We start from the raw sequence: 25,901 nt of genomic DNA, 5'->3' as shown, positions 1-25,901 counted from the left end.
TTTATTTACTCCTACTTGTGTTAAGGCTTACCGTAACGTTAAATAGGGTGAAATAAAAATGCAAAGGATAGAGATGAATGCTTTTGATTCGCGCCCCTTGCTTGTACATCGCTTGAACTTCTTCTCTCACTTGATCGACGAGCGATTCAGGAGAAATGACTTTCACTTTGTGTACCCAGGTAAGTATCCAGCCAATGAGTCCGATGCTATCTTTTCCCATTATAATACAACGAATCCCTGGAGAAAATGAAACCTTACCCATATAGATGCGTATAGAAAAGGTAATAAATCAATGGACGGAGGAGTAGTAATGGAGATTCATTTGGATTTTGTCATTTTGGCGGTCTGCCTCGCTCTTGCTGGTTACTTCATTGGGAATGGACTCCGGAATTTCGGAAAAAGCAATCCTGTCGATGATTATTTGGACCAATCCATTAAAGAAAGGTTGACGAAAGGAGAAGAACGCCAATGATGATAATCGGTATAATACTCATCCCCTTATTCCTATTTGCCGTCTTTATTTTTTTCCAATTCTCTTTTGGGAAAGCCGGAAAAACAGAGGAAGGCAAAAGAATTTTGAACGCTTCCTATGGAAAAGCGGCACCGATTTACCCAATCGGCTGGCTGCTTGTAGAAATGTACCATAGATTTATTGAGCCACTCTCTTTTTCCGTTTACAGGGATGCGATGTGGGTCCTCATTTTAGTGACCTTCATTATCATCGGTTTTTCACTGTTCCGAAGCAGAAAAGCAGTTCTAACATAAAAAAAGCACGGTGGAAATTCCGCACTCAATGAGGGTTTTTTTGTTTGATTGTCGTATAGGAAACTAGTTCGCTCCAGCCTCGCCCTTTCTCATCTGTGAGACTGATAAAAATAGAAATGAAATACCATAGCCCATTTGACACGATGACAGGACCGAATCCTAAGAAGGCTCTTGCGAGTATTTGAGCAAAGTTGGGCTTTTTCCCATTGTTGGATGTGACAGTAAGGTTCGTCAATAACATCCCGATCGTTCTTCCATTTGAAAACAGTGGAATGACGAGTAAGAACGTCAGATGTGTCATGATGAATGTTTTCCAAAAGATTGGGTTCGGTTGATATCCACGGCCTGTATCCATCAGCTCTGTATAAAAAACAGCGATCAATCCTGCAAACAAAATCTCCAATGCTGCTCCGAGAAAACGTTGGACAAGAAACTTGCCGTGTAGTTCAGCTATTATTGGAATCCCCTCCTAACATTAATAATTTTCGCTTATTGCATCCTATGGGTTCTTGCATAGGTTGGTTTGCCTATTCACCTAGATGAACAAAGAAAACAGGTGGAGGTTACCCAAGTCTACTGAAGAACTACAACATTTTGAGTTATACATCAAATAAAGAAGCCGAGTTGGACAATTTTATCGTCCAACTCGGCTTCTTTTATCATTTCTATAGAACACTGGAGTTCTTACTTCACCATAAGCTTCTCTGGGAACCCACTTTCATGCCTTCCTTTATTGTGTAAATCGTATTACTTGAGCGGTGGCGCAGCATTTCTTTTGGAGGAGCATGGGTACAGCGATTTTCAGATGTGCCAATGTTGATTCCACGATGAGCGTTCGGTGGTGACGCCTGCGGGAACAGCGCGAGCCGAAGATCCACTTGGTCAAGTGGTTTTCTTGACCAAGTTAGCTGAGGCCGTGCCCGCGGCAAGCACCCACCGACAAGCGATTCGTGAGAAGCAACAACAAACGTTAACAGCTACTTAAGAGTGAAAAGGTTTTTCCAATAGAATTTCAATTGATGTGAGCCTGTAAATCTAAGCAAGATTCTACACATGAATCGTGAAGAATTTGACATGTTCTACCCGCCTGCTTTTCATCAACCAGCACACTATAGACTTCCGGTCTGCTTGAAAAAGGCCACAAATCAGTATTAGTAAGCTCCGTCGGCATACTCAGCCGGCTTTTGAACTGATCTGCGGATTGTTCGTCTATAAAAACGAGGTGGGCAGCAGCCAGACCAGTACTATGGTTCATTCTTCCGATGCCGATTTTTTCTTTATTTCTATTAAAACATGAGAGCGTCTGGTACAGGTCTTCATTACGCAAAATCACCGTGAACGAACCGTCCGCTTCTACTTGATTCCCTTTGATTGTTACTTCTTCCTTCTTCAAAAGCTGCAGCAAGGCTGAGCTTTTGAGGGGTTCACCGTCTGAGCTATATAATCTCACGCGGGAGAGGCCCTCTTCGAATGTAAGTCCGATGGCGGAGCTGTCATCACGAACGGAGTGGTGATGATGAATGCTCGTCCCTTCTTCTTTGTTGAAACTCGAACGGACGACCAGCGGGACTTGATGTTCTTTCGCATGCTGGACAGCTCTTGGATGAATGACTTTCGCTCCCATCTTTGCAAGGTTGAGCAGCCCTTCATAGTTCATGGAAGGAAGCTTCCTGGCGTTTTTCATCACCCTTGGGTCTGCAGTGTAAACACCATCGACATCTGTGAAAATATCACAGCGGATCGCCTTCAATTCTGCTGCGAGGGCTGCCGCTGTCGTATCGGATCCACCTCGTCCAAGCGTACATATTTCTCCTGATGATGTACATCCTTGAAACCCTGCGACGACTACGATTTTCCCTTTTTGCAAATGTTGGTGGATACGGGTCAAATCGATGGAGCTGATGGCCGCATTGCCGAAAGACTCTTCCGTTTGGATTCCTGCTTGCCATCCTGTCATCGAAATGGCATCCGCTCCTCTTTCCTTCAAAGCAAGGGACATGAGTGAACTGGTCACTTGTTCGCCTGTGGAAATCAGTAAATCCATGTCTCTTGCATCAGGGTGGAGCGAGATGTCTCTTGCCGATTGGACGAGGTGGTTCGTCGCGTCCCCCATCGCGGAAACGACGACGACTACTTGCTGCCCTTTTTCCTTTTCTTCTATTATACGTTCGGTTACGTTTTGGATTTTTTCAGTCGTACCTAATGAACTGCCTCCATATTTCTGTACAACAATAGCCACTGACAATCCCTCTTTCTTTACCTGATAAACCCTTACCTTTTCGCTGCTTCTTTATACTGGGCTAAAGCGTTCGTCACTGTACCGAATTCCGATGCGTGTGGTCGATCGTCTCCATCTGCATAGCCGTAATCGACCATCCGGTTCCGGTTCAAACACAGCTTGGTCATCTCTGGCTTGAAGAAATCGAAGAGCTCGAACCGTTTTTCCAATTGCGGGAAGCGGTCCTGATAATCGTGGATCGACTCAGCAAGCAAACGCCAAAATGTCTCTTCGGATAAGAGCTGGTGGTTTTCAAGAATATGACTCAAATAACGCAAATGGCAGATGAATAATCCTGTAAATATAAACTGCGTCAAGCCTTCTGGCGGTTCGGTTCTAAGCACAGACTTAAGTTCGTCGGTCAAACCGTCCAGCTCAGGGAACTTCTGGTCTGTGACGTTCACATCATCGACAAAATCTTTGATCGCCAGACGATGGGGTTTGGCATCTTTCAGCACGATGATCGTATTTTGACCATGCGGAGAAAAGACGGTCCCGTACTGATACAAGTAGTGAAGAAGCGGATCCATGACCACTTTGAAAAACTGCTGCATCCATTCGTCCGTCTTCAGCCCAGACGCTTCCACGGCACTTTTTATAAACGGCTTCCCGTCATGGTCCTCATGTAACAGAGCGGCCAATGTGACAGCCTGCTCACCTTCTTCCAAATAGTTGTAGATACTTTCTCTCCAAATCGTCCCAAGCATTTCAAGATATTGATAGGGCGCATCTTTCACTGCTGTGTAATGCTTTTGGTCGACATTGATGCTGGCATTTTCACCTGGTAGAATGACCCGGCAATCTTCTTTCAGGAAAGCGTCCTGGTCGTAAATCCCTTTGATCAATTGGGTGACTTTCGGTGCGATCAACGTCCTTTCAGCCGGGAGTCCCCGATAGACGAGCGTATTGAGGATGCTCATCGGTAATTTGACGTGATATTTTTCTTTCGAGCTCCTGTTCACGAACGTGCGGATCGATTGCTGCGGAAGGTATTTATCCTTCCCTTCTGCCAATGGGATAATCGATCCATAAGCAAGCTCTTCCGGAAAGTTCTGGATCAGCGTATTCTTCCATTGCCAGTCATGAACCGGTAAGAAGTAATACTCTGATGGATCGTAACCAGCTCTTAGGACTTCACCTGTGAATGACTCCCTTTCTTCTTTGCTCAATTCTTTTTCAAGCAAGTCTTGATAAGTCAGCCCTTCCACTGATTGAAAGCTTGCCAGTTTGTGATGGACAGCAATCCAGGAAAGACGGATTTCCTGCTGATGTTCGGGTGCATAGGCCAGGTAATCATCGTAGCCGAAACCGATTCTGCCTTTATTGTAGGTGATCCACGGATGCCCTTTCATGAATCCTTCGATTTCAGCGTAATCCGTATTTAAAAGCTCATCAGATGTTTTAGATGATTCCGTCATAAGATGAGCATCGGCAATCAGCGTTGCATTCAGCTCTTTGATCAAATGTCCGGTTGTTTCTGGTGACATGCCTATGATTTCCTGCAAATCGACAAGCAGCTCGATTGCACTTTCGGCCTCGCTACTTGTTTCGTTCCCGACCTTTTCGATGGTCCACCATTTCACATCAAAACTGTTGAAAAGGCGCGGCTCCGCTTGATACTGATACTTTTTCCCACTCGAAATGACAAGTTCATAGACGTGGCGATGGTTTTCAGATGAAATAATTTCCGGGAAGATCATATCTTCGTACATATATTCCGCCAGCATTTTAGCGATCAGTTTTTGATTGGCCTCTTTCCAGGTGGAGGCTTTAAACGTTTCTTGCACTTCATTTTTGAATAACACGGGACCCCTTCTTTCCATTTATTTTCTCAGCGTATTTTTGCGTAACTGGAGTTATGTTCCGATACTGTTCCGAACGTTTGGAAGACATGTTTATCTGGAATTGGGAACACTTCCCTTCCAGCGATTTGATTGATGATCACGGCATTCCGGTACGCCCCTAACCCTAAGTCGGGAGCGCCTACACCATGGGAATGAATTTCCCCGTTTTGGACGTAAATTTCCCCTTCACCATCAAGCGAAGTGTCCAGAGCATAATCTTTTCTCACTTGGAACCTTCCAGATTCATCCCAGGAAATCACATCATTCATTTCTTGCAAAAAGACGGGTACTCTTTGCTGATAGCCTGTCCCGAGAATGACGACATCTGCTTCTGTTTCCACGGCTTCTTCACTTATCCGCTGTTTCCCATTCAACGTCCATGTGTCTCCATTCCAGCTGAGGTCTGTCATCTCTGTCATCGCTTGCAAATGGAGCGGTGGCTCGACATCTCCAATGGAGCGTTCATACAAATGATCGTAAATCTCACCGATCGTTTCTGCACTGATCCCTTTGTATAGAAGTTCCTGATTCTGAAGCAGGGCATCTTTTTTCCATTGGGGTAGTTCATAGAAAAAATCAATGTAATCCGGTGAGAAATACTCAAGTCCAAGCTTCGAATACTCCATCGGAAAGAACCCGTTCGACCTCGTATACCACTCAAGGGAACCTCCGGATATTTGCTGTTGTTTGGCGACATCCAAAAACACTTCAGCGGCACTTTGGCCTGACCCAATCACAGCAACAGTCTCTCCGTTAAGGCAGGCTTGTCGTTTCGATAAGTATTCAGAAGTATGGAAGACCTTCGAACCTAGATGTTCGCGGAATGGTTCCGGGATGCCAGGCTCTGTTCCAATTCCCATGACGATATTTTCCGTTAAGAAATGTTCGTGTGTCCCCGACTTCATGTCTTCCACGGTCACTCGATAGACGGTCTTCCCTTCATGTTCTAACGGTTCTACCTGAAGAACATTCTTTTCGAAACGGCACGAATCGAGCTTCCTGCACACCCAGCGGCAGTAGTGATTGTATTCCTTCCTGGGAATGTGGAATTTTTCCAGAAAATAAAAATGATAGAGTCGATTATGTTCCTGCAAATAATTTAAAAAGCTATACTCGTTTTTCACATCAATCATCGAGACAAGATCAGCTAAAAACGGAACCTGTAATGTCGTCCCTTCAATCAACATGCCGGGGTGCCACTCAAACTCCGGTTCTCTTTCCAGGAACAAGCAGTGAATATCATCGATTGAATCCATGAGTGCAGCCATCCCTAAATTGAAAGGACCAAGTCCAATCCCGATGACATGATGGATAGTTGTTGAAGGATGGAGGTCTTCATTCATATGGCCACCTCTTTTCGAAAGTTTCTCGTTCGCAAAACATCAATAACCCTGTTTTATCGGGCAGCTTGACCGGTCGAACCGGATTGAAGCCACACTTCTGAAAAATATGGATCATTTTTTCATTTCGTATATCCGGTTCGGCGATGACTTTGTCCGTGCCTTCGTCTTGAAATTGGAAGTGGACCATCGCCCGCAGTAAAGGGAGGGCGTACCCATTGCCGAGAAATGCCTTCTCCCCTATTAATAAATGGACACCTTGATCTGCTTGCGCTGCTGAATAGTACTTTTCTATGATGTCCCCTTCCACCCAGTAGGCTTCCCAATAGCTCATGACCCTGCCATCGATCAAGCCTAAGTAAAGCGTTTGATGGGTATCGGCGAGCGCCTTTGCTAAATGGTCTTTGAATGCCTTCAAAGAGATATTCAAATTCCAGTACGGATGGACATGCTCTTCATTCATCCATTTGTGAATGATTTCTACATCTTCGAAGGTCACTTTTCGAAAAGCTATCCTCTGTTCGATTTTTGGATCAAACCGTTCAAAGTCATAAGTCATGGGCAGATGCCACCTTTTCAGCAAGCGGATTGTCAATATTCGTATACACCGATTGGGATTCCATCGGTCCCACTAGTTCATCCATGTCATATAAGCGTGTCAGTAAATTCGCTTTACAAGGAAGTTTGTCGTTCTCTAATAGACTAGTAATCAAGGAAGAAGACGGATGTGATTTCAATCGGTCTCTCAATATCGTCATCAGCTTTTCTTCTGAAACGAGTCGACTCGTACCGAAACCGTTGATCAACCCGTACAGATGATTGAAAAAGAAATAATAACGCAACCGTTCTTCGGCTGTTTCATCTGCACAAATCGTGTCACTCGTTTTGTTGACATCAGGTAGAAGGGAAGCTAGTTTCGCCGATTTAGACTGGCAAAAGTAATAGCCTTGATTGTCCCGATAGTAGAAATGCTCAGGATAACCATCCTTCAACTGGATGATCGAGTTTTGCTGATGGGCTTCAAGAGCGATTCCATATTGTTCAAATAACCAAAGTACAGGCTCGAGACTGACTGTTAAATAACGGTCGAACCAATCGACACTCACCGCTTCGATTGAACGACCCTCCCGTTTGGTTATGCCCTGAATGATAGAATGGATTCTGGATTCATCCCCGTAGGCGTTATCCTGAACGAGAGCAGCGACAACACTCTTCTGTTTGCTGTCCTCGTAAAAAGGGTTTTCTCGTATGATCACTTCGAACCCTGAGACTTCCTCATCCAATGGGATGTTGATAGAAGCAGGATCTTTGATGATAGTGAAATTCGGATGTTTTTCGTTTAAGTCATCGCCCAATTCCGTATCTAAAAGACGAGCCACTTCCACACCCCTGTCTAATTCCTTCGGTTGGTTCACCCTGAGCGAATTTGTAATCTTGACCGGTACGGAAAACTTGTACATATACCTCGAGTCGGGACTGTATAAAGTCCTGAAAGAGGAAGTTGCTGTATAGATTGGTCCAAGCTCACCCAAATCCTTTAAGGCACCAGTGGACAAAAGCTTTTGAACCTCGGCTTTAGCCAGCAAGCTTGGCACTTGCAGCGGGTGGACAGGAATCAGCAGATGATCTCCAGCTATTATTTCGTCGAGCTCAACTTTCCCGACAGAACTTTTCACATTTTCTAAAATGATGTCAGAGGCAGACAAGGGCAAGCTGGACTCCTCGTTCACAAATGACCGGGAAGCACTGAAGTAGTGCAGCTTGAACCTGCCTTTGTATTCCGGTGCATATTTCCGGTCTTCAGCCGCTGTCAACCCTTGCTTGCTTTTCGGGGTCGGGTGGAGCAAATGTCCGAACAATAGAGATTGTTCCGCATCGATGAAATCAAAATCCTCTTTGGTGAGCTCCTGTTGGTCATCCCGACGATGTTCGACAACATCCTTGATTTTTTGGCAGCTCAGGATGACTCTCAACATCATTTCATCTTCTGAATAATTCCGGCCATGTCCAAGCAGCCATTCTTTCACTAAAAGTGTGGCCATTGTGACATAATCCAGCACCTGCCATGCCCCGTGTTCACCAGCCCGATAATAAATCGGGAAGGCGAAAAGGTGCCGCCCTGTCAAAGACCAGTATCGGACCGGGACTGCCACCTCCATCTGTTGTCTGTCCAGCGGAATACGGAGGGTTTTATCACAGACCGGCTCGGTCCATGGTGCTCCATGCTCCTCCGGCATTTCCGAGAAGTTCTCCGTTTCTCTTAAATAACAATTGAGAAAACTTTGCATCGTCGCGTCCTCAGCGATTTCTCTGACACTCTTCACTTCTGATAACCTCCATTCAACATTTCTGTCCCTGCTTTTTCAATTTCCTGGATGACCTTATCAATGTCTTCTTTACTAGTTCGCGGATTCAATATAGTGAACTTCAAATACGTCTCTCCATTTACAGACGTTTTCGCGATCGCCGCTTTTCCTTCCTGGAATAAGATTTGTTGTATTTTACGATTCCAATCACTTACGTTCTCTGAACGAAGCGGCCTGTACTGAAAGACGACCGTCGTTAATTCAGGTTTGCGATTTTCTACTGCAAATGCTGATTTTTCTTCCAGCACTGAGGCCGCATATTCAGCGAGTTCCATTGTTTGGTCAACCATCTTCCCTAGTAGATCCGTTCCGACTGTATTCAGTGTCAAAAGCATCTTCAAGGCATCGAATCTTCTAGTGGTTTGAACCGATTTGTTGACGAGATTGAGAATCCCTTCTTCCTCATCCTCTTCAGGATTCAAATAATCCGCATGATGGGACAGCAGACGGTAATGCTGCCTATCCTTGAGGAGAAACAAACCACAACTGATCGGCTGAAAACCTAATTTGTGAAAATCCAGTGTAATGGAATCAGCCTGGTGAAGTCCTGCGATTTTTCGTTTGTATTGATGACTGAAAACGAGTCCCCCTCCATAAGCAGCGTCTATATGGAGCCAGAGATTTCTTTCTTGGCACAATTCAGCCAAGTCCTCCATGGGATCGATACTTCCATAGTCCGTTGTACCGCATGTCGCGACGACTGCAAATGGCAGTGCGCCATCTTGTTCCAGCTGTGTGAACGTCTCTTTCACGTGCTGGAGATTCATCCTATGGTTCTCATCCGACGGAATCGGAATAACCGCTTCTTCCCCCAAACCAAGCTGGGAAATCGATTTCTTTACAGAGAAGTGAGCCTCTTCGGAACATAGCACCTTCGTCCGCTTCATCTCACCAGGTAAGCCATATGCTTGCACATCATGGTTCCACTGCTTTGCACAAAATGCATCTCTTGCGAGTAGAAGCCCCATATAGTTGGACTGGGTCCCTCCACTTGTAAAGACACCATCCGAGGAGGCTGGCAGCCCGACAAGCCTTGAAAGCTGACGGATCAATTCTGCTTCCACATAAGTCGCAGCAGGACTTTGATCCCAAGAGTCCATCGATTGATTGAGAGCAGCTATGATCAATTCTGCTGCGATGCCTGGAAGAATCGGCGGGCAATGCAAGTGGGCAATACTTTTTGTATGGGATACTTGCAGGCTGTTTTTTAAAATCGTCGGCTCCCATTCCTCTAATACATCATTCAACGGCCGGGGATTATTCCAGATCTTCAACTTCTCTTCTAGACTTTGCTTCAATTCCATCGGAGGTTGGCCTGTATAAGGACCATCCGCCTCACGAAATACTTTCTCCAGCTTTTCCGTAACGAGATCGATTTGTTCTCGGAACGCTTCCAGCCCCTCTTTCCCCTGATGGAGAAAAAAGGCGTCAAATTTCGAAGCCTCGATACCGATTGAGTTTTTTTGTATAGATGAAATCATTGCTTCACCCCTCTAAGGAAGCTTGGATGGCTTCCCGGAAGATTGTGATGACCTCATTCAATTGCTCTTCTGTAATGATCAAAGGTGGCAGGAAGCGAACAACAGCCCCATGTCTGCCTCCCACTTCCAGAATCAGCCCGCGGTTGAAGCACTCTTTTTGAATCCGGCTGGCTAATTCAGGATAGGCAGGGAAACTTCCTTGCCGGGTTGATTGTTTAGAAGGATCTACGATTTCTGCACCGATCATCAACCCACGTCCTCTGATATCTCCCAGCTGTGGAAAGTCCTGCTGAATGTCCTTCAGCGATTGGAGCAGATGTGCCCCCATTTTTTCGCTGTGGACGTCTAAACGATTTTCTTTGACATATTTCAGTGACGCTGTCCCTGCTGCCATCGCCATTTGGTTGCCACGGAACGTTCCGATATGTGCACCAGGTTCCCATGCATCTAAATCCTGATCATAGATGACTACCGACAATGGAAGACTGCCCCCAATGGCTTTCGATAGGACGAAGGCATCCGGAATGATATCTGCATGCTCGAAGGAGAACATTTTACCGGTTCTTCCGATTCCAGTCTGGACTTCGTCAATGATCAACGGGATCCCCCGCTCTTCCGTAATTCTGCGCATTTCTTTCAGCCAGCCAATCGGGGCTGGGATGGTGCCTCCTTCCCCCTGCACAGTCTCGAAGATCATAGCTGCAGGCGGAAGAATGCCGCTTTCCGGATCATCCAACAGCTGCTCGATGTAGGTGCTGCTCAGCTGGTGTCCTTCTTCTCCCCCTTTACCAAAGGGACAGCGATAATCATATGGATACGGAAGAAAGTGAGTATCAGGGACCAATCCTTGGACACTTTTCTTCGGACTCAAGTTGCCGCTGATGGACATCGTTCCGTGAGTCGATCCATGGTAGCCACCCTGGAAGGTCAAAATGCTTTGTCTCCCTGTCGCTGTCTTCGCTAATTTCAAGGCAGCCTCGATGGCATCTCCTCCAGTCGGTCCGCAAAACTGGATTTTCGCCCTGTCCTTAAAGCCACCTGGCAGCGATTGGAACAGTTCATCAACGAAACTCTCCTTCACGTGCGTTGTGAGATCCAGTGTATGTAATGGCAGGCGATCGTGAAGTACCTCTTCTATCGCTTGTATGACCACTGGATGATTATGACCTAGAGCAAGCGTTCCTGCACCAGCTAAACAATCGATATACTTCCGTCCTTCCATATCCGTGATGTGAATTCCCATCGCTTCTTTGATTGCCAAAGGAATACGTCTTGGATAGGAACGGGCATTGGATTCGCGTTTTTCCTGTTGATCTAATAATTGTTTATTTGTCGTTGTTGTAAATACACTCATATGGAAAACTCCTTTTTGTTGAGGTCTGTCTTTCAATGTCATAGTAGTTGATAATGATTATCAATGTCAACATTAATTGAAAACCATTATCAGTTACGTTGGTTGAATTTAGTTATTTATGTCTATGGGCAGACAAAGGCAAAACCATTGCTATTAAGCTTTATATTGAAAAAATTCTTAGGTCGAACCCATTATTCATTCTCTGAAAATTAAGCAAATAGACACCTGACCTTACCTTTTGACTAGGAAGCGCGTGTGAAAGCGCCGTGGGCAGGGTTAAACAACATTATCAGTCTGGAGGGGATAATTTCCAAGCCAAATAAAAAAGTGCCACCTAAATGGAGGTCACTGATATACCCTTTTCAATCTAGAGGAGCTGTTGTCGTTTGTTATTGCTTCTCACGAATCGCTTGTTGGTGGATGCTTCCGCTGGCACGCCGTGGAATTCACCAGCTGCTCCTCTAAAAAGAAGGATGTTCTTTGAATCGGAACTCATCGAAAACATAAAAGAAGCCGAATCGGACGATTTTACCGTCCGACTCGGCTTCTTTTCTTTGATGCATCATTTGGAAAGTTGCAGTTCTCCAGTTGCCTGTCTAAATGGTGATGCCCCACCGCTTTCTCAATGAAAGCTCTGTTTTTCCTTCAATTAAATATCCCCATTGTGCCAGTAGGACTCTACTTTTTCCTGAATTTCATCATCAAGTTCATATTCAATGACTTCGACATTCATATCATTGTTTGATTCTTCCTGATTCCCCTTGGCAACCTTGTAATCAAAAACAATTCCATTGTCTTTCCTTGGGGAGAAGTTGACGGAATTAAATTCAACGGATTGCTCTGCAGGTACGATTACATATGTGTACTCTTTATTATTTAAAGAAAAATGGCCCTTGCCGCCGATCGTCAGTTGGGTTCCTTCCATGGCAGGAGGTAAATTTTCAGGTAGTTCTTCAAGTTCTTTGAAGGATATCTCCTGCTTCCCACATCCTGCTAATAGACCAGCTAAAAGTAATGTTAAAACGAAACGTTTGATCACAAATACTCACTCCTCCAATTTTTGTCATTACTAAATAGACGACGATTGACCTGCATAAGTTTCACTTCGACCATTCGGTGAATGAGAATCGATTAATGAGCATTTACGATAACTCCCGAGAAATTCCCTTTCAGTACTGATTTCTGCTTTTGATTTGTACAAAGGAAAGAAGCTGAAATAGCTTTCTTATGATTGTCTTTCCTATTCAATTCCGTGATCGTTACTTCACATAGGATCGTGTCCCCTGTGAAAACCGGTCTTAGAAACTCAAAATCCATATGGCGGGCCAGCACATTGTTTTCGCCACCGATCTTTGTTGGTAATGTAGCAGTAAGCAATCCTTGAATGACCAGTCTCCCCTGATCATCGGGAGTCAGGTGATGGTCTCCTTCATCCATAGATACTTTCGTAAACAATTCAACATCATCTTTTGTAAAGGACCGTTCAAATGAAATGACATCTCCAACATCTAAATCCATTAAATCCCATCCTCCCCCGCTGGCGTCAGTGAAAGTCCGTCAACCCTATAATTAATGCAGGCGGCCATCTAATGCTTTCCTTTCTTCCATTGCTGTTCCAGTTGTCTTACTCTCTCCTCCAGCCGCTTGAACTTCTCAGCCATGAATCCTATAAGCAAAATGACAATAAAAACGAAAGCTAAAAGTAATTGAATGGTTAACACACCTTTATGAGTATTAGACTTTTCAGGACCTTGAGGGTTGTTACTTTTTCCATGAATCTTCCCTATGCAAATCGGTTATTGTCCCTTGGTGAAAATACAATTGCCACCTTCCATCTATCCGTTTCCATATCGAGCTTCTGAGCGTATTTCTCTTCCTTGTTTTATCTTCAATAAAGTAAGAGGCCAGAACAATATCAGGGGCTAAGGAATCTATTTCGTAATTATGTATGGTCATTTCCGATAAAACTACTCCAAGTTCAAGACATTCCTTTTTATTGTAAGACCTGCCCGAACTGCCAATCTCCCAAAAGTCATCGGCCAATATTTCACCCAACTTTTCAACGGATGATCGCACTTCAGGATTTATATGCCTTTCTTCCAACTCATGTAATTGTTCTTTCAAACTCCTGGTCATAAGCCCTTCCCCCTGGATTTACATATTCTTACTCCACAATTCTTATTTCGATAAAATAGGATAAAATACCTTCTTCATTCAAACGATTTCACCGCTTGCGAAGTCCATACTTATTAACAGTCATATGAATTATGTTATAATCCAATCTCGCTAAATCTATTTAGTCGCAATGATTACAAAAGCCCTGTATGGAATATCGAAGGTCTCACCCGTCTCTTTTCTTAAATATCCCGCAAGCTTAACATTGAACCGATCAACTTCATCCTTACTCAATGCTCCGCCGATCTCTGGACTTGCCTGAATTCTGCCCATCCAGCTTTCAACAGAGTATGGTTCCATTACATCAATAGAAAAAGTTTCAACATCAGAAAACCCGGATTTGAGAAGATCATTCCTCCAGGCAGTGTACTTTTCAGGGTCGGCGTTATTCTGGTTGGCATGGTTAAACTCGTTGATAAGGTTTTGAGTATGTGAAGCTATGCTGCTCATAGATGGTATCCAATCGTAGTCGATAATGGCTAATCTTCCATTGTTCTCAAGGACGCGATGAACTTCCTCAGCTACTCTTGATGAATTGAACCAATGCCAACAGTAGGCAGCTGTCACAACCTTATACGTCATATAATCAAACGGAAGGTGTTCCACGTTGCCGATTAGATATTCAATCGGTAATTGATCAGTCTCATTCACTTGCCTGGCTTGATCGATTAATTCCGGTGATAAGTCTATTCCTGTCACCCTGCACCCTTGGTTCGCTAAATCCCTTGCAAACAGGCCATTAGCTGTGCCGAGGTCCAATACATGCTGTCCTTCTACACCAATGCTGTATTGCTTTAACCTTTCTAACAATTCTGCTGGGTATCCATGGCGGAATTTCAAGTATTCATCAGCTGTACCGGCTAAATTCAAGATTGTCATCTCCCCTATTCTATGAAAATCAGTCTACTTACAATCGTCTCCGACTTCTCAATCAACATCAACCTTTTCACTGGTAATAGTTCAAATATTTTCCATTTCTATGGATTTATGTCGAAAAATGATTGCTCGGACGATTTTTTTCGGGTAATTTGTCCTTTTTCTGTCACAGCTTTTTCTGCTTTTATTATATATAATGTTCTAGAATTCTAAAAAAGCAGAAGAAATCTGATAGTGAGATTAATAAATAAACCATTAAACCTTACTATCTGCCTATTATTCTTTGCTACTTTCTCTTCTATCCATTATAATGACGTTTGGTAATCTACTAGTCATGTGAAAAAGCAGGTGATCCATTGTTAGAATATAAGGTGATCGGGTCAGATCCCGCAAAAGAATACGTAATCTTTCTCCACGGAATCGGCGGTAGTGCCAACATTTTCTTTCCTCAAATGAAAGCATTCAAGAAATCCTTCAATCTCATCGCTGTGAATTTACCCGGCCACAAAAAATCATCAAGCGTCTCTGAGTATAAAGGCGGTTTTTCTTTCGATGATGTGACGGAAGAAGTATTAAAGGTCCTTGATGAGATCGGGGTAGAAAAAGCACATTTTGTGGGAATCTCATTAGGCTCTGTCGTCATCCACAAAATCTTGTCTGTGGCACCTCACCGTGTTTCAACAGCTGTGCTGGGAGGAGCCATTACACGAATTAACCTCCTCGCCAAGATGTTGCTTCTCTGGGGTACCTTATTGAAGAATGTAACGCCACACCTTTGGTTATATTCCCTATGTGCCAGGATTTTGATGCCGAATGACAATCATAAAGATTCAAGGAATGCCTTTATACAGGAAGCTGCGCAAATGAAACGCCAAGATTTCCTAGGCTGGTATGACATCGTCCACACAGTACCGGAAACCTTTACAAACATAGAAACAACCGCTGCATCCGTCCCGAAACTTTACTTGACGGGAGAGGATGACCATATGTTCAAAAAGGATGTCACCAAAGATCTAACGGACATGCCTAAGGCAACTTTGATCGTGTTATCGAATAGTGGTCATGTAGTCAATTTAGATCAACCTGATGCCTTCAACAAAGTTTCCCTTACGTTCATGCAAACAAAAGGGCAAGTGAAAGCCCAGGATTTAGAAGATAACGTTTACTCAATCAAGTCTTAACCGTTTTTTTAAAAGAGCCTTCAAGTAGAGGCTACATGAAAACCTCTTTTCAATCTGGAGGAGCTGTTAACGTTTGTTGTTGCTTCTCACGAATCGCTTGTCGGTGGATGCTTGCCGCGGGCACGGCCTCAGCTAACCGTCAATACCAAACGAATACTAAAGCTCCCAGAGGGGTAAAGGTCCGTATGTCTCATCAAAATAAGGAAGCCGAGTTGAACGATAAAAACGTCCTACTCGGCTTCTTTATTTGGGGCATAACTCAAAAGGTTGCAGTTGTCATAAGATACCCAGGTCGTTCATACGAGTCAACCGGGGCTGTCAGCTTAATTCAACTTCACAGAAATATTGTCCTTTTTCTGTCATAGCATTCGCTGCTCGTTTTATTTATACTGATTTAAGATTCAAAAAAGAAAGGATCGATCCTATGAAGAAGGAATTCAATTACGTCCCATGGGTCGTCGGGCTGTCAATTGCCATCAACGTCATCGTTGTAGCCCTATTGTTCGTGCCGAAAGCCGGTGGCGACACAGATTTTGATATCAAGCTGCTTCCATTATTGAACGCAGTCCTCAATTCGTTCACATTTGTTTACTTGACGGGAGAGGATGACCATATGTTCAAAAAGGATGTCACCAAAGATCTAACGGACATGCCTAAGGCAACTTTGATCGTGTTATCGAATAGTGGTCATGTAGTCAATTTAGATCAACCTGATGCCTTCAACAAAGTTTCCCTTACGTTCATGCAAACAAAAGGGCAAGTGAAAGCCCAGGATTTAGAAGATAACGTTTACTCAATCAAGTCTTAACCGTTTTTTTAAAAGAGCCTTCAAGTAGAGGCTACATGAAAACCTCTTTTCAATCTGGAGGAGCTGTTAACGTTTGTTGTTGCTTCTCACGAATCGCTTGTCGGTGGATGCTTGCCGCGGGCACGGCCTCAGCTAACCGTCAATACCAAACGAATACTAAAGCTCCCAGAGGGGTAAAGGTCCGTATGTCTCATCAAAATAAGGAAGCCGAGTTGAACGATAAAAACGTCCTACTCGGCTTCTTTATTTGGGGCATAACTCAAAAGGTTGCAGTTGTCATAAGATACCCAGGTCGTTCATACGAGTCAACCGGGGCTGTCAGCTTAATTCAACTTCACAGAAATATTGTCCTTTTTCTGTCATAGCATTCGCTGCTCGTTTTATTTATACTGATTTAAGATTCAAAAAAGAAAGGATCGATCCTATGAAGAAGGAATTCAATTACGTCCCATGGGTCGTCGGGCTGTCAATTGCCATCAACGTCATCGTTGTAGCCCTATTGTTCGTGCCGAAAGCCGGTGGCGACACAGATTTTGATATCAAGCTGCTTCCATTATTGAACGCAGTCCTCAATTCGTTCACATTTGTTTTCTTGTCAGCCGCTTTGTTCATGATTTTGAGAAAAAATATAAAGTGGCACAAACGCTTCATTTTCGCTGCTTTCACCTCTACCGCCTTATTTCTTGTTTCCTATCTTACGTACCACTCTATGGCGGAGTCTACTTCGTTCGGCGGCGAAGGTTTCGTAGCCAATGTATACTATTTCATTTTGATCACTCATATCGTTTTGGCAGCCTTGATTGTGCCGCTTGCACTCTTAACATTGTTCCGCGGGCTTGCTATGAAAGTGGATAAGCACCGCAAGATTGCCAGATGGACGATGCCTTTATGGTTATATGTCAGTTTGACAGGTGTCATCGTCTACTTGATGATTTCTCCTTACTATTAATTTTATAACAGCGATCCGGCTAAATCAGGCTGGATCGCTTTTTTATAGAACCTTTATCAAATCGTGCATTTGTTTAGTCAAACACTAACCCGGGAAAATATATAGGGAGTGGCAACATCCTTGTGCCACTTTTAAGGAGATTTTTATGGATCTTTTACATTTCATCAAAGATGAAGGCTACATTGCAGCGCGTATCCCTTCCACGGATGGTGGAGAAATTCATTTACCGTTGAATGATTTGTATTCATCAGAGGATTTGTTCGAGTTCATGACTCTGAATCCGACATCCGTCCAGTATTTCCCGTATGAACGCTTGCCCTATATGACTTGTACAGAAGCGGGAACAAGTTACAATGTGAAATTGATTAAAAAATAAATGGAAAACCAGATCACGCTTTTCTGTGATCTGGTTTTCTTTTTGCTATGAGATGATGCCATATTCAACTACTTGCACGGAATTCGGTGATCGGCGCTTTTCGTCCCCTGATTGCAACACTTGAGAAAAAGATCCCGGCAACCACAAGGACAAGATAAAACATCCCCATGCCATACCCACCGAGAATATTTCCAAGAATGAGACCCAAAGCTCCCAGCATTTTTCCGAGTTGAAAAACCAATCCATTGAAAGCCATATAAGCCCCTCGCCTTGAATCATCTACAATATCTGCTAATATTGATTGTCTTGTCGGCACATACAATAATTCGCCAATCGACAAGACCGCTACGGCTATGAATAAACCCGTGATATTCGTACTGAAGGCCATGTATGCATACCCTAGTCCGAACAATATGAATCCGGTGTACATGATCGGTTCTTCTTTCCGTCCTTTGATCCATTTCGAAACAATTCCTGTAAAGAAGACGATGGCCAGGGTGTTAGCAACCGTTAATAAACTCAATAAGCGAATTCCATCCAGTTGAAAAGAGAATAAGTGAAACACATCAACCATATGGGGAATGATTGCCTCCTCAAGCCGTATGGAAATGAAATTATTGCGCTGAAATTCGATTCCTAAGATGGCTACACCTCCGAGAGTAAAGGCTAGAAAGGAAAAATCTTTGACCACAAGCTGGTAGTTTTTCAACAAAGGTTTCCACCCGTAACCTTCACCCGTTTTCTCGTCACACACTTTGTATGTATCGATAATTTTTGTGCTGGTCATCCACAATGTCAATAGGCTGATACCTATCAGGACACCGATCAATTCGAAAAGGTGCCTCTCAAAGAACCACCCTCCGATCACTAAACCGATCATCATCGACATATTGATCGCCCAGTAATTGATGGCGTACATGAATGACCTTGTTTCCTTTGTACTTACATCGATCAGCATGGCTTCGGCAGCTGGATTGACAAGTCCTCCTGAAACACCGACGAGCAGCATCATAATGAATGTGATCCAGGCCGATTCAAGCCATGGTGAATTGGCTGCCAGCATGCCAGCAAAAGCAAATAGCTTCAAATATTCTCCTGTCACCATCAACCGCTTCCTCCCGATTATATCTGCCAGGTAACCCCCATATAATCCTGTGAAGAATTGCACGCCTACTTGAATGAGAATCAAGATACCGGCAACAGTTGCATTCATTTTACTTGTGAAGTATATCGCCATGAATGGGAAAACGGCCGCTCCGACCACCCGGCTCAGGAATGAAGTATAAATCCGGATTCTAATATTCTGATGCAGTTCTTTGAACATGTCTCCCCCTCCTTCTCCATTTATTATGGGGTTTCCAAAAAAGGGTAAAAAGGGTACAATCAAGAAAATTATGTCCCCTTTTAGGAGGTGAATGAATGTTTACTATGCGTTATTTCTCTTTGCGTGCCCATTTCCATGATCGTGAAACGGATTTATCCTGTTCTTTCAAGTTACAAGAGCTTGAATCGATTTGGTTTTGCACAAACAAAAACAGCAAGCGCATACTCAAGGAGATGACAGACCGTAAATGGCTGAACTACAAACCAGGAAAAGGCAGAGGCCATCACTCCACCCTTACCTTCTATCAGCCATTCCAAAAAGAAGTAGAAGACTATGTTAAAACCTGTGTGGAAAGTGAAAAGCTTGATCAAGTAGCCCAGTTGTTACGTCTGCCTATACCTAAAGCATGGATCGCCAAATCCTCTTCTGATATCCGACGTTTGTTCAGTTATGATGATCATCATCAAGCGAAAGATGTCTTACATGCATTCATTACAAGGGATTTCACTACCTTGGATCCTTTGGAAGTAGCTGTTACCTTTGAAGCCCACCTCATAGAACAGTTAGGAGATTCCTTGTTGAATTATGATGCAGAGAAGGATGCGATCATCCCTCATATTGCCCATCATTATGAGGAGAACAACGATGGTGAACAGTGGACCTTTCATTTGAGAAAAGGGGTTCAGTTCCACCACCGGGAGGAACTGACGAGTCGTGATGTAGCGGCAACCATCAGACGCGTACAAAACGGGCCGGCGTCCTCTGCCTGGATGGCAGCAGACATTGAAAGAGTGGATTGCCCTCATCCCTACAAGATTATTGTTCATTTGAAAAAGCCGAACCCCTTTTTCCCAAGATATATGGCTTCATCAAATTTCTGTATTCTACCTGAAGACGTACCTTTCGATGAATGGGAATGGATTGGTACCGGGCCATTCTTTTTAAAGCAACGCACAGAAAATAAAATCGTATTAGGTGCTTTTGACAGTTATTTCAAAGAGCGTCCCTTATTGGATGAAGTAAGCTTCTTCAAAGTCTCCCGCGAAGCAGCCAGTGCAATCAATTTGACTGTTGATGAAGCCACTTCTGAAATTCCAGCCAGCAAAGACGAAATTGAAACTGGCTTCCGCTTTCTCACCTTCAATTTCCATAAACGGAATGTCGTCCAAAGCCCCGCCTTTCGTGAAGCTGTTTTTCACTTATTGAATATAAAGAAAATGGCGATGGATTTAGAAGTCGATCAATACGTTGAAGCGAGCAGTTTTGTGCCATGGCGGTCCAAGCATTTACAAAAAGATGAGAGCAAGATTACGGCTTTACTCGATGAATCCGGTTATCGTGGGGAAAAGTTACGTGTCTATCATTTAGACTTTCCGAATGCGGTAAAGGAAGCAGACTGGCTCGTAAAGGAAGGTCGAAAATATGGGATTCATTTTGAAAGTCACTCGTTCAATTTCAGTGATATGTATAACCGTACGATTGACAGTCAAATAGATTTAATTTTCATGGGGGAAGTTTCCTCACTCGATTATCACTTATCTTTTCTTGGTGCTTTTTATAATGATGCACTCTTGTTCAGAAGGCTTTTTCCAAAGCAAGGTTTAGAGTGGATCGATCAACATTTGGAGAAAATAAAAAGATGTCACACAGCTGAAGAAAGAGAAAAACTGATGAATAAGATCGAGAGCTACATAAAGGACAACCATTTGCTTATTTTCCAACACCATCCGATCAAAGTGCGAACCTTTCATCCTTTGTTGCAAGGCGTCCGATTTCAGTCGTTCGGCCATTTTGACTTTTCGAAGATGTGGATTTCCAAATAGTACTGCCTCAGGGCATCGTATTGCTGGACAATGAATCCAAAGTATATTTTTTCTATAAAGTAAAAGAAGCGATTCCATAATAGGGAATCGCTTCTTTTATGGTAACCGGAACGTCAGGCCTTCTGAATCCAAGGCTTTTTTTAAAATGGGAAGAGATGCTGGACCCATCCCATGAAACTTCAGCACTTCTTTCTCACTTAATGTGGATAGATCCTGCAAAGAATGTATATCATGATTCTCAAGAGCACGTCTTGCCGGGGCTGAAAGTTTTGAAAGGAATCCTTGGTCGGGCTTTTGTTCATCCTCACAAATGGGGCAAACTGGACAGGCACTGCTTTTATAATACGTATGACCCTGGCTGCAAGTCCTGGATTCTTTGTTTGATGTAGTCATAAATGCTTCGCTCCTTTGTTTTACTTTCCAGAAGGGCTGATGGATTTCCTCCCGTTTAAAGTGTCCGTTATTACATCCATCTTATTCTATATCCGCAGTCATCTCAAGAATGAGCTTGACGCACTCTTGGTATTCTTTATATGCCAGGCTGAAGTCATAGAAGGTTTCTTTTTCATATATTTCAATTTCTATCAGTTTTTCAGAAACATCTTTAAGCTGTTTACTTATTTCTTCATCCTCAATCAGGTCTTCGGCATCGTTTAAAAGCACAGATTTCTGGATGATGCTCGTTGCCAGTTCCGTGTCCTTCAATTGCATAAGTTCCTTTAATTGAGCATTCGTGGGAGAATTCAAGTCAGGCTCTTTATTGCCGGGAGTTCGTACCCATTCCCCATTAGCATCAATGTATTTTTTCGCTTTTATAAGTAAACCAGCAGCCACTTGCCTATGTCTGTCTTCAGGAATTTCGTCTGTTTTAATACTTACACTTTCAGAACCTTCTAAATTAGGGTCTTCCGCTTTCACATCGGAAAAATATTCTTTAAAGACGCTTGCATCAATGACAAGTTTATCTGGATTTTTATTTGAAGCAGTTTCTGAAGACTCCTGTTCTACTTCCTTTGGTAACTTTTGTTCTTGGTTCTTTTCTTCAGTGAATGAAAACATCATGAAAAAAGCAACTAACATCAGCGCGATAATGGAAAGATATACTTTATGCATAGCTCCTCCTTTCAGTTACCATATTCTTCACTTTCCACCTATGGTATGTTGTAAACAGGTTTACGGATTTTCCGTATATCCTACATCTCAAATTTCACTTTTCATTCAAGGGTATATGGTACTATTGCGAAATCAGATGATATATTTAAAGCAGTGTGTGTTCGAATAGCTTGAATGTATCCTAAGCCATTCATCTGAAGTATTACTAAATAAGTAAAATGTTGTTGTCAAATCCATGATAAAAATATAAACTCCATATAGGGTTTGTTACTCAGTCGATGTGTCAAAATAAGGAGCTCCAGCCATGTCCTATGCGTATAAAAAGAAATTCTATAAATTTTTTGATAAGCTTACTCCCTTTCAAGTGATCGTATTGTTCTATCTTTCCGCTGTAGTTATTTCAACGATCTTGATCAGTTTACCTTTTTTACATAAAGAAGGCATGCATATCAGCTTCATTGACTCTCTTTTTACTGCTGTCAGTGCAGTCAGCGTAACTGGTCTAACCGTTATCTCAACAGCAGATACTTTCAATACACCCGGCTATTTTGTCCTTATGTTCATCCTTCAATTCGGCGGGATCGGTGTCATGACATTAGGGACGTTCATATGGTTGATGCTTGGTAAAAAAATCGGTTTGAAAAGCCGGGAGCTGATCAAAACAGACCAAAACCGCTCTACGTTTGCCGGGATGGTCAAACTCATCAAACAAATTCTTTTGATTATCATCTTTATTGAAGCAGTCGGTGCTTTAATATTAAGCGTCTATTTCACACAATATTTCCCGACTGTCGGAGAATCCGTGGTCCAGGGGATGTTCGCCTCTGTAAGTGCGACAACAAATGCCGGGTTTGATATTACCGGTACATCTCTGGTGATGTTTGAGGATGATTACTTTGTGCAGTTCATCAATATGCTTTTACTTACCCTTGGGGCGATCGGCTTTCCAGTCCTGATCGAAATAAAAGATTACCTAACACATAAGCAAAAAAACTTCATTAACTTTTCCTTATTTGCTAAATTAACGTCCATCACCTTCGGGGCCCTTGTGTTTGTTGGTACGGTGCTCATCTATTTGCTTGATCGCAATTATTTTTTTGAAGGGAAATCATGGCATGAAGCATTATTCTTCTCCCTGTTCCAATCTGTAACCACCCGTAACGGCGGACTCGCAACGATGGATGTTAGTGACTTTAGTACTCCAACATTGCTGGTCATTTGTATCCTTATGTTCATTGGTGCATCTCCCAGTAGTGTAGGAGGAGGAATTCGAACAACCACGTTTGCCATTACACTCCTCAGTGTGATTTCATACGCACGTGGAAAAAGCAGTGTGCGGGTATTCAGGCGTGAAATTGACCCTCAGGATATTTTCCGTTCGTTCATTGTCATCAATACGGCCATTGCCATTACCGGACTCGCAGTCATATTATTAAATTTTTTCGAACCGCAATTCACTCTCATGCAAATAATATTTGAAACATGTTCTGCGTTCGGGACCACTGGCTTATCCATGGGCATCACAGCGGATTTACATTGGGCAGGAAAAATAATCATCATTGCCTTGATGTTCATCGGTCGAATCGGAATTTTCTCTTTCCTATTTATCATCAGAGGAAAAGTGTCCAAAGATCGTTATCATTATCCAAAAGAACCGATGATCATCGGTTGATGACTCTGCTACAAACAATGTATCGGAACATGAAAAAAACCACTTCCTTCACGGGAAGTGGTTTTCTATTATACATTCTCTTCTGGTTCGTAATCTGGTGCAATGGCTTTCTTGATAAAAAGAGAAATCACAAAAATCACGATACATAAGGCAAGGGCAAACCAATAGGCATGGTGGACACCAGCTGTCATCGCTTGATTCCTGACTTCCCCAGTAATTGCACCTGTTTGGCCGCCCAAATAACCTTTTTGTCCTTGACTCATGATACTTACGAAAATCGATACACCAAGCGCGCCACCGATTGGCTGCAAAGTATTGGCAATCGCTGTACCATGTGGATACAAGTGCTTAGGCAGCTCGTTCAATGCATTCGTTTGAGCAGGCATCAAAATGGCTGAAACTGCCAGCATCAATAAAATATACGCGACGATGAACGACCATACCGGAATCGATGGATTGATATTACTGAAGAAAATCATCACACCCACTAAGACCATAGATCCGGGAATGATCAGCTTCCTCGGCCCGAATTTATCGAAAAGAGTCCCCATGACAGGTGACATCAAACCATTCAATAAAGCCCCTGGTAACAGCAATAACCCGGCCATTTTCGCAGAAAACCCTAGAGGTCCTTGCAAGTACATCGGCATGACAATTTCAGAAGCGAACATCGCCATGATGACAATGACGAAAATGGTGATGCCCCTGGCATAGCTTTTATAAGTAAACACACGGACATCAAGCAAAGGCTCCTCCAATTTCAACTGGCGGAGGACGAAAAGAATCAAACTGACAAGACTGACACCGATGACCGTCAGGATCTGGATGGACGCAAAGCCCTCTCCGCTCTCACCAGCGCTGCTGAACCCGTAGACGATTCCTCCTATACCGATGGATGATAATAGGATGGAGAAGTAATCAGCTTTCGGACGGGTCACTTCTCCAACATTCTGTAAGTATTTGACAGCGAAAAGTATCGAGAAGACGGCGAATGGGATCACTGTAATAAACAGCCAGCGCCAGCCTAGAAAGTCTACGATAACGCCTGATAGTGTCGGGCCGATCGCTGGTGCGAACATTATGACAAGGCCGAACGTTCCCATGATTTTCCCGCGCACTTCAGGTGGATAGAGCAGCAACAGTGCATTCATGATGACCGGGATCAACAATCCCGTACCAACGGCTTGAACCATCCGACCTGTCAGTAACATCGGAAAATTGAAAGCAGATGCAGCAATGATCGTACCTGTCAAAAAGATCGACATGACACCGATGAACATTTGCCTTGTAGTAAACCATTGGATCAATAGTGCAGAGATCGGCATCAAAACTCCCATGACAAGCATGAATCCTGTCGCCATCCATTGGACTGTCGGTGCGTCCAGACCAAAAACTTCCATAAGTTCTGTCAAAGCGATATTGAGAAGCGTCTCATTCAGAACAGCAAAAAACGCGCCAATCATAAAGGTAATAAGAATAATTTTTCGATTAAGTGTAGTTTCCATAATATCCTCCGTAACACATGTAAAAAATAAATACTTATCTATCTTTCACTATTCTCATTTAATTTGCAACCCTTAAGCTTCAAAATAAGAAGGAACTTCCCATAATAAGAAGTTCCTCCCGGGTAAAGCTAAGTATTTATCCAGAATCTTTTCACTACATTCCCATCTTCCTCAATAAAATCCTCATCTGGATGGCCGCCATTGTTCAGGATGGTCTTCAAGGAACCGATATTACTCTCATCACATACGACCAGGGCTCTCTTGATTCCTAATTCCTTAGCTTTCAAAAGCGAAAGTTCCAACAAACGAGTGGCATAGCCCTTCTTACGCTCAGAGGGTCTGATTCCATATCCAATGTGTCCCCCCGCATTCATCAGCAGTTCCGTCAACGAATGCCTGATATTCACAGCACCCAATACTTTCTTGTTTTCGTCTGTCAACCAGTAAGTCGAGTCAGGTACTCAGCCTTCAGGCAAACTCACTCCTCTTGCATTGCTGCTAAAATATTGGACCATATTTTCAAAGTCAGAAGGATCTTTCTCGATCACCCATAGAGTCATGACTTCCCCGCTTTCCTTCCATTCCTTATAGAAAGCCAAATATTCTTCTTTTATTTCTACAGTTGGTGCAATTAAATAGAGCTTTCTTTCCACATCCAACAACCTTTCTAA

The 25,901-nt window shown here is 43.3% G+C and carries 27 protein-coding genes and 1 pseudogene; 10 read left to right on the top strand and 18 right to left on the bottom strand.

Features of this window, described 5'->3' with window-relative positions; all coding sequences use genetic code 11:
- Position 1: 1 nt before the first annotated feature.
- Positions 2-220: a WYL domain-containing protein gene (locus tag HLI_RS20235; RefSeq protein ID WP_241655900.1), complete on the bottom strand. Its 219-nt coding sequence runs from the start codon at positions 218-220 to the stop codon at positions 2-4.
- A 90-nt stretch (positions 221-310) separates the two neighbouring features.
- On the opposite strand from HLI_RS20235, the gene HLI_RS21840 reads away from it, so the two are divergent.
- Both HLI_RS21840 and HLI_RS20230 read left to right on the top strand, forming a co-directional pair.
- Positions 311-472 carry a hypothetical protein gene (locus HLI_RS21840; RefSeq protein WP_164908615.1) on the top strand — a complete coding sequence of 54 codons (162 nt, stop codon included), beginning with the start codon at positions 311-313 and terminating at the stop codon, positions 470-472.
- Positions 469-765 carry a hypothetical protein gene (locus tag HLI_RS20230; protein ID WP_128526697.1) on the top strand — a complete coding sequence of 99 codons (297 nt, stop codon included), beginning with the start codon at positions 469-471 and terminating at the stop codon, positions 763-765. The genes HLI_RS21840 and HLI_RS20230 overlap by 4 nt, the downstream gene beginning before the upstream one ends.
- A 25-nt stretch (positions 766-790) precedes the next feature.
- Here HLI_RS20230 and HLI_RS20225 read toward each other — a convergent pair whose 3' ends face one another.
- Positions 791-1,168 (bottom strand): RDD family protein, encoded by a 378-nt coding sequence (locus tag HLI_RS20225; protein ID WP_164908614.1) that lies wholly within the window; start codon positions 1,166-1,168, stop codon positions 791-793.
- Between the two features lie 435 nt (positions 1,169-1,603).
- Here HLI_RS20225 and HLI_RS21835 point away from each other — a divergent pair, with 435 nt between their 5' ends.
- Positions 1,604-1,750: a hypothetical protein gene (locus HLI_RS21835; protein ID WP_164908613.1), complete on the top strand. Its 147-nt coding sequence runs from the start codon at positions 1,604-1,606 to the stop codon at positions 1,748-1,750.
- Between the two features lie 27 nt (positions 1,751-1,777).
- Here the strand turns inward: HLI_RS21835 and HLI_RS20220 are convergent, their stop codons facing one another.
- Genes HLI_RS20220 through HLI_RS20190 form a run of 7 tightly spaced genes read right to left on the bottom strand, consistent with a single transcriptional unit; the run spans position 1,778 to position 11,428 of the window.
- On the bottom strand, positions 1,778-3,004 hold the full coding sequence (locus HLI_RS20220; RefSeq protein ID WP_128526695.1) for an aspartate kinase: 1,227 nt from the start codon (positions 3,002-3,004) through the stop codon (positions 1,778-1,780).
- A 32-nt stretch (positions 3,005-3,036) separates the two neighbouring features.
- A complete protein-coding gene (locus tag HLI_RS20215) occupies positions 3,037-4,848 on the bottom strand; it encodes an IucA/IucC family protein (protein WP_128526694.1) in 1,812 nt (603 codons plus the stop codon).
- Positions 4,849-4,874: 26 nt separating this feature from the next.
- Positions 4,875-6,230 carry a lysine N(6)-hydroxylase/L-ornithine N(5)-oxygenase family protein gene (locus tag HLI_RS20210; RefSeq protein ID WP_128526693.1) on the bottom strand — a complete coding sequence of 452 codons (1,356 nt, stop codon included), beginning with the start codon at positions 6,228-6,230 and terminating at the stop codon, positions 4,875-4,877.
- On the bottom strand, positions 6,223-6,753 hold the full coding sequence (locus tag HLI_RS20205) for a GNAT family N-acetyltransferase (protein ID WP_128526953.1): 531 nt from the start codon (positions 6,751-6,753) through the stop codon (positions 6,223-6,225). Before HLI_RS20205 ends, HLI_RS20210 begins: the two co-directional genes overlap by 8 nt.
- Positions 6,754-6,775: 22 nt before the next feature.
- On the bottom strand, positions 6,776-8,551 hold the full coding sequence (locus HLI_RS20200; RefSeq protein ID WP_128526692.1) for an IucA/IucC family protein: 1,776 nt from the start codon (positions 8,549-8,551) through the stop codon (positions 6,776-6,778).
- Positions 8,548-10,074 carry a pyridoxal phosphate-dependent decarboxylase family protein gene (locus HLI_RS20195; protein ID WP_128526691.1) on the bottom strand — a complete coding sequence of 509 codons (1,527 nt, stop codon included), beginning with the start codon at positions 10,072-10,074 and terminating at the stop codon, positions 8,548-8,550. Before HLI_RS20195 ends, HLI_RS20200 begins: the two co-directional genes overlap by 4 nt.
- 4 nt (positions 10,075-10,078) lie before the next feature.
- Positions 10,079-11,428, bottom strand: a complete 1,350-nt coding sequence (locus tag HLI_RS20190; protein ID WP_241655899.1) for an aspartate aminotransferase family protein — start codon at positions 11,426-11,428, stop codon at positions 10,079-10,081.
- 386 nt (positions 11,429-11,814) lie between these two features.
- Between HLI_RS20190 and HLI_RS20185 the strand changes: the two genes are divergently transcribed.
- Positions 11,815-12,057 carry a hypothetical protein gene (locus HLI_RS20185; RefSeq protein WP_128526689.1) on the top strand — a complete coding sequence of 81 codons (243 nt, stop codon included), beginning with the start codon at positions 11,815-11,817 and terminating at the stop codon, positions 12,055-12,057.
- Positions 12,058-12,077: 20 nt separating this feature from the next.
- On the opposite strand, the gene HLI_RS20180 is transcribed toward HLI_RS20185, so the two are convergent.
- The 4 genes from HLI_RS20180 to HLI_RS20165 all read right to left on the bottom strand — a co-directional run bounded on the left by HLI_RS20180 (position 12,078) and on the right by HLI_RS20165 (position 14,473).
- Positions 12,078-12,467, bottom strand: coding sequence for a hypothetical protein (locus HLI_RS20180; protein WP_128526688.1), 390 nt, complete (start codon positions 12,465-12,467; stop codon positions 12,078-12,080).
- A gap of 92 nt (positions 12,468-12,559) precedes the next feature.
- Entirely contained in the window at positions 12,560-12,946 is a 387-nt protein-coding gene (locus tag HLI_RS20175; protein ID WP_128526687.1) for a hotdog domain-containing protein, read from the bottom strand.
- Positions 12,947-13,189: 243 nt separating this feature from the next.
- Positions 13,190-13,564: a nuclear transport factor 2 family protein gene (locus HLI_RS20170; RefSeq protein WP_128526686.1), complete on the bottom strand. Its 375-nt coding sequence runs from the start codon at positions 13,562-13,564 to the stop codon at positions 13,190-13,192.
- 156 nt (positions 13,565-13,720) lie between these two features.
- Positions 13,721-14,473, bottom strand: coding sequence for a class I SAM-dependent methyltransferase (locus tag HLI_RS20165; protein ID WP_164908612.1), 753 nt, complete (start codon positions 14,471-14,473; stop codon positions 13,721-13,723).
- Positions 14,474-14,835: 362 nt separating this feature from the next.
- Between HLI_RS20165 and HLI_RS20160 the strand changes: the two genes are divergently transcribed.
- The 4 genes from HLI_RS20160 (at position 14,836) to HLI_RS20145 (ending at position 17,793) form a co-directional block, all read left to right on the top strand.
- Positions 14,836-15,660 (top strand): alpha/beta fold hydrolase, encoded by an 825-nt coding sequence (locus HLI_RS20160; RefSeq protein WP_128526684.1) that lies wholly within the window; start codon positions 14,836-14,838, stop codon positions 15,658-15,660.
- A gap of 424 nt (positions 15,661-16,084) precedes the next feature.
- Positions 16,085-16,468, top strand: a complete 384-nt coding sequence (locus HLI_RS22050) for an alpha/beta fold hydrolase (protein WP_241655898.1) — start codon at positions 16,085-16,087, stop codon at positions 16,466-16,468.
- 424 nt (positions 16,469-16,892) lie between these two features.
- The gene (locus HLI_RS20150) at positions 16,893-17,417 is read left to right on the top strand and encodes a DUF420 domain-containing protein (RefSeq protein ID WP_128526683.1); all 525 of its coding nucleotides are present in this window, start codon (positions 16,893-16,895) and stop codon (positions 17,415-17,417) included.
- A gap of 145 nt (positions 17,418-17,562) precedes the next feature.
- Positions 17,563-17,793, top strand: coding sequence for a hypothetical protein (locus HLI_RS20145; RefSeq protein WP_128526682.1), 231 nt, complete (start codon positions 17,563-17,565; stop codon positions 17,791-17,793).
- A gap of 64 nt (positions 17,794-17,857) precedes the next feature.
- On the opposite strand, the gene HLI_RS20140 is transcribed toward HLI_RS20145, so the two are convergent.
- Complete coding sequence (locus HLI_RS20140) at positions 17,858-19,117, bottom strand: MDR family MFS transporter (protein WP_128526681.1); 1,260 nt, start codon at positions 19,115-19,117, stop codon at positions 17,858-17,860.
- Between the two features lie 95 nt (positions 19,118-19,212).
- On the opposite strand from HLI_RS20140, the gene HLI_RS20135 reads away from it, so the two are divergent.
- Positions 19,213-20,940, top strand: coding sequence for an ABC transporter substrate-binding protein (locus tag HLI_RS20135; RefSeq protein WP_128526680.1), 1,728 nt, complete (start codon positions 19,213-19,215; stop codon positions 20,938-20,940).
- A gap of 96 nt (positions 20,941-21,036) precedes the next feature.
- Here HLI_RS20135 and HLI_RS20130 read toward each other — a convergent pair whose 3' ends face one another.
- Both HLI_RS20130 and HLI_RS20125 read right to left on the bottom strand, forming a co-directional pair.
- On the bottom strand, positions 21,037-21,333 hold the full coding sequence (locus tag HLI_RS20130) for an RNA polymerase alpha subunit C-terminal domain-containing protein (protein WP_128526679.1): 297 nt from the start codon (positions 21,331-21,333) through the stop codon (positions 21,037-21,039).
- 81 nt (positions 21,334-21,414) lie between these two features.
- Complete coding sequence (locus HLI_RS20125) at positions 21,415-22,053, bottom strand: hypothetical protein (protein WP_128526678.1); 639 nt, start codon at positions 22,051-22,053, stop codon at positions 21,415-21,417.
- Positions 22,054-22,357: 304 nt separating this feature from the next.
- Between HLI_RS20125 and HLI_RS20120 the strand changes: the two genes are divergently transcribed.
- Positions 22,358-23,725, top strand: coding sequence for a TrkH family potassium uptake protein (locus HLI_RS20120; protein ID WP_128526677.1), 1,368 nt, complete (start codon positions 22,358-22,360; stop codon positions 23,723-23,725).
- Between the two features lie 68 nt (positions 23,726-23,793).
- On the opposite strand, the gene HLI_RS20115 is transcribed toward HLI_RS20120, so the two are convergent.
- The gene (locus tag HLI_RS20115; RefSeq protein WP_128526676.1) at positions 23,794-25,230 is read right to left on the bottom strand and encodes an MDR family MFS transporter; all 1,437 of its coding nucleotides are present in this window, start codon (positions 25,228-25,230) and stop codon (positions 23,794-23,796) included.
- Positions 25,231-25,358: 128 nt separating this feature from the next.
- Positions 25,359-25,883: pseudogene (locus HLI_RS20110) on the bottom strand (GNAT family N-acetyltransferase).
- Between the last annotated feature and the right edge of the window lie 18 nt (positions 25,884-25,901).

The organism is Halobacillus litoralis, assembly GCF_004101865.1.
In the GTDB taxonomy this organism is placed as follows: Bacteria; Bacillota; Bacilli; order Bacillales; family Halobacillaceae; genus Halobacillus; species Halobacillus litoralis_A.
Note: the sequence above shows the minus strand (reverse complement) of the source record. Positions and strands in the feature narration are given on the sequence as shown.

Bases quoted from the DNA above. Each gene is read 5' to 3' on its own strand.
- HLI_RS20235 (WP_241655900.1), bottom strand. From the start codon at position 220: ATGGGAAAAGATAGCATCGGACTCATTGGCTGGATACTTACCTGGGTA.
- HLI_RS21840 (WP_164908615.1), top strand. From the start codon at position 311: ATGGAGATTCATTTGGATTTTGTCATTTTGGCGGTCTGCCTCGCTCTT.
- HLI_RS20230 (WP_128526697.1), top strand. From the start codon at position 469: ATGATGATAATCGGTATAATACTCATCCCCTTATTCCTATTTGCCGTC.
- HLI_RS20210 (WP_128526693.1), bottom strand. From the start codon at position 6,230: ATGAATGAAGACCTCCATCCTTCAACAACTATCCATCATGTCATCGGG.
- HLI_RS20195 (WP_128526691.1), bottom strand. From the start codon at position 10,074: ATGATTTCATCTATACAAAAAAACTCAATCGGTATCGAGGCTTCGAAA.
- HLI_RS20190 (WP_241655899.1), bottom strand. From the start codon at position 11,428: ATGAGTGTATTTACAACAACGACAAATAAACAATTATTAGATCAACAG.
- HLI_RS20175 (WP_128526687.1), bottom strand. From the start codon at position 12,946: ATGGATTTAGATGTTGGAGATGTCATTTCATTTGAACGGTCCTTTACA.
- HLI_RS20170 (WP_128526686.1), bottom strand. From the start codon at position 13,564: ATGACCAGGAGTTTGAAAGAACAATTACATGAGTTGGAAGAAAGGCAT.
- HLI_RS22050 (WP_241655898.1), top strand. From the start codon at position 16,085: ATGAAGAAGGAATTCAATTACGTCCCATGGGTCGTCGGGCTGTCAATT.
- HLI_RS20150 (WP_128526683.1), top strand. From the start codon at position 16,893: ATGAAGAAGGAATTCAATTACGTCCCATGGGTCGTCGGGCTGTCAATT.
- HLI_RS20145 (WP_128526682.1), top strand. From the start codon at position 17,563: ATGGATCTTTTACATTTCATCAAAGATGAAGGCTACATTGCAGCGCGT.
- HLI_RS20140 (WP_128526681.1), bottom strand. From the start codon at position 19,117: ATGTTCAAAGAACTGCATCAGAATATTAGAATCCGGATTTATACTTCA.
- HLI_RS20135 (WP_128526680.1), top strand. From the start codon at position 19,213: ATGTTTACTATGCGTTATTTCTCTTTGCGTGCCCATTTCCATGATCGT.
- HLI_RS20130 (WP_128526679.1), bottom strand. From the start codon at position 21,333: ATGACTACATCAAACAAAGAATCCAGGACTTGCAGCCAGGGTCATACG.
- HLI_RS20125 (WP_128526678.1), bottom strand. From the start codon at position 22,053: ATGCATAAAGTATATCTTTCCATTATCGCGCTGATGTTAGTTGCTTTT.
- HLI_RS20120 (WP_128526677.1), top strand. From the start codon at position 22,358: ATGTCCTATGCGTATAAAAAGAAATTCTATAAATTTTTTGATAAGCTT.
- HLI_RS20115 (WP_128526676.1), bottom strand. From the start codon at position 25,230: ATGGAAACTACACTTAATCGAAAAATTATTCTTATTACCTTTATGATT.